We start from the raw sequence: 2,786 nt of genomic DNA on the forward strand, positions 1-2,786 counted from the left end.
GTGTTGTTTTGATTAGCGGTCATATCTAGTGCGATATTGTGAGGATTGCCAGAAATAGATGGTCGGGGCGAGAGGATTTGAACATTGAGCCACAACCCTACAAGCCTTATTTTATATAGATCTTAAAATTCTTGTGTGTTAACATTTATCTAAATTGTGTTAACAGTCATGAAACCTAACTATCTATTCCAACCTAGACCCGATGGGACATTTTACGCCCGTGTTCGTGTACCTACGAAACTCGCGCCCTATGTTCGCAAAGAGATGATTGTTCGCTCATTGAAAACGAAAGATCTTCAAGTAGCTAAGAGAAGACTTCACGAAGTAGTAAGCGAGATCTTTAAAGAGTTCGAGAAGTTCAACTCACGGGACTACGTTGCTAGTTTGATTCTTGATATCAAACACCACACTAAAGATGATGAGACGGATGAGAGAGCTTGGGAGATTGCAAAGAACCTCTCAGAGAAATTAGACAAGATCACCTCTCAAAGATTGCTTGGTGAACTAGATGGAAGAGTCTCACTTCACACACTTGCAGAACAACAAATTAAGCGATGGATTGCAGAGAAAAAGTACCCCAAAAAGTCCGACCAAAAGAATGCTGAGGGAAGACTAAAAGAAGCTGTAAGGGAGTTCTCATTGCATAGTGGCTTGGTCTTCATTGACACAGTAAAAACAAAGCATTTAGCCTCTTGGGTGGATCATATGACCACCGATGGGAAGCTCTCAGCGAAGACCGCAAACAACAAACTCTCTCAGATATCCCGACTATTTAAGTCGGGTATTAGGTCTGGAATCGTAGATAGGAACTACGCTGATGGTGCTGGAGCTATAGGCAAATCAGGTAGTGGAGCTTTAGCCCACACCGATGATGAACTCAAAGAACTGTTCAATCACCCCGACCTATTCCCCGATACAAGGGATTGCGTAACAGTAGCCCTCCTCCTTGGTCTTCGTATAAGCGAAGTATTCAAGATAGAACCTAAAGATGCTGGCTCAGTATTCGTCAGAGGCACTAAGAACGGGGCTTCGTCAGCCTACCTCCCAGTGATCCCTGAGGTGCACACCTTGCTGAAACGAATTCCATTCGAGAACAAGGGACTCTTCAGAAGAGTTCAGAGGAACTTCAATGGCCTAGCAAGTGATCTGAAGTATGGCTCGACCCACGCTCTACGTAAGAGATACGCTCAGGAGCTTGAAGCTATTGGGTGTGAGCCATTGAACATCATGCGACTAATGAGACATACCACCGGAAAGATCACCTTTGACACCTACTCTAAGGCTGAGATGGACACGCTTAGACCTTGGAACGCAAAGGCAGCCAAGAAGTTTCTTAAGGTCATCAATGGGAATAAGAAGATATGAAAAAGCTCCTCATCACCCTAGCAATCATCTCCACCCCAGTGCTTGCACAAACCACCTACTATAGGGATGTCTATGGTCATGTGGTGGGATCGGCTAAAACTGTAGGAGATACGACCTACTACCGAGACATAACGAATACTGTAGTCGGAACAGAAAAGAGAATCGGTGATACCTCCTTCTATGGGGATATTAGAAACAAGACTATTGGCACTGGAACGACTCAGTATCAACAAGGATCAGACGGGTCTCAGCAATACGCCCCCACCAACCCCTACTACCAACCAAACGGCAGATAGTAGCGTCCCCTCAGTAAGTCGGAGGGGACAAAAAGTTTTATTGCAAAAATTTCAATGGGTATCTGAACTCTTATCCGTTTCGCATCACCCCCCACGCACCAAGCTATAGACAGCCTTTTCCCTAACTACGGGGTCTCTGTGGGTAGCTCAAAAGGTGTAGCTTATGAGCCTATCTAATATCTAGCTCATTACATAGCCTTGACAGACTTATTATCCTAGCTCATAATGTATACTATCTTATGAACCAACTAGGAGTAGCCATGAAGAAGGTAGCTTATTTCAGAGTTAGCACCACAGATCAATCAATAGAGTCACAGAGGGATGCACTGCTTAAAGCTATTGGCTTGACTGAGTTTGATAAGGAATATTCGGACAAGGTGTCAGGTGCTACTGAAGCTATGAAGCGAGAAGGCTTTAGAACCATGGTGGAACACTGCCTAAGTAAGGGAGACACGCTCTATCTCTACTCTATTGATCGTATTGGTAGGGATGCCATAGACATTCAGAAGACCATTAGGGATCTTCTCCAAGCTGGGATCAATGTTTATGTAGTAGGACTGGGACTACTTACTGACCAAGTCGGTGCAATCGTTACTGGGGTGCTGGCTCATATCGCCCAGCTAGAGCGAATTAAGATCAATGAGCGAACTGGTGCAGGACGAGTCTTAGCCAATAAAACCTTTAAAGCTACTGGCAAAACACACAACGGCAAACTATCCCTAGGTAGACCTAAGAAGATCGACTGTGGGGATGTCCTCAAATGGAGAAGGACGAACAAGGCCTCCATTGCCGACACGGCTAAACACTTTGGAATAAGTGCTGCGAGTGTCAAAAGGTGTGCAACACTTGCATAAAGTTAAATGTTACAAAAATGAAAATATTGTAATGAAATCAATTACATAGTAAGCTAACTTCACCTAACCTAAAAGGAGTTAATATGACAATCACAATCGGTAAATGGTTTGAAATTGAACTGGGGATTCTTTCCCTATATCTCAGGGTCGGACAGAAAGCTATCTATCTCAGTCCGAAAAGCTCAGTAGTCAATAACACCCAAATTTGGTGATAACTAAGCCCCTTAAGTGGGGCTTTTATTTGACAGTTCTACAGTTGGAAGAGGAAGAA

Annotated in this window: 3 protein-coding genes; all 3 read left to right on the plus strand. The window is 43.9% G+C overall.

What is annotated here, in order from left to right; all coding sequences use genetic code 11:
- Positions 1–168: 168 nt before the first annotated feature.
- The 3 genes from B7Y67_RS14550 to B7Y67_RS14560 all read left to right on the plus strand — a co-directional run bounded on the left by B7Y67_RS14550 (position 169) and on the right by B7Y67_RS14560 (position 2,515).
- A complete protein-coding gene (locus B7Y67_RS14550; RefSeq protein ID WP_367227290.1) occupies positions 169–1,365 on the plus strand; it encodes a DUF6538 domain-containing protein in 1,197 nt (398 codons plus the stop codon).
- Complete coding sequence (locus B7Y67_RS14555) at positions 1,362–1,661, plus strand: hypothetical protein (protein ID WP_293599256.1); 300 nt, start codon at positions 1,362–1,364, stop codon at positions 1,659–1,661. Before B7Y67_RS14550 ends, B7Y67_RS14555 begins: the two co-directional genes overlap by 4 nt.
- A 239-nt stretch (positions 1,662–1,900) precedes the next feature.
- Positions 1,901–2,515: a recombinase family protein gene (locus tag B7Y67_RS14560; RefSeq protein ID WP_293599257.1), complete on the plus strand. Its 615-nt coding sequence runs from the start codon at positions 1,901–1,903 to the stop codon at positions 2,513–2,515.
- Positions 2,516–2,786: the final 271 nt, after the last annotated feature.

This window comes from Polynucleobacter sp. 35-46-11 (genome assembly GCF_002281105.1).

What these genes read in the sequence shown, in the direction of transcription:
- B7Y67_RS14560 (WP_293599257.1), top strand. Translation starts at nt 1,901, where the DNA reads ATGAACCAACTAGGAGTAGCCATGAAGAAGGTAGCTTATTTCAGAGTT.
- B7Y67_RS14555 (WP_293599256.1), top strand. Translation starts at nt 1,362, where the DNA reads ATGAAAAAGCTCCTCATCACCCTAGCAATCATCTCCACCCCAGTGCTT.
- B7Y67_RS14550 (WP_367227290.1), top strand. Translation starts at nt 169, where the DNA reads ATGAAACCTAACTATCTATTCCAACCTAGACCCGATGGGACATTTTAC.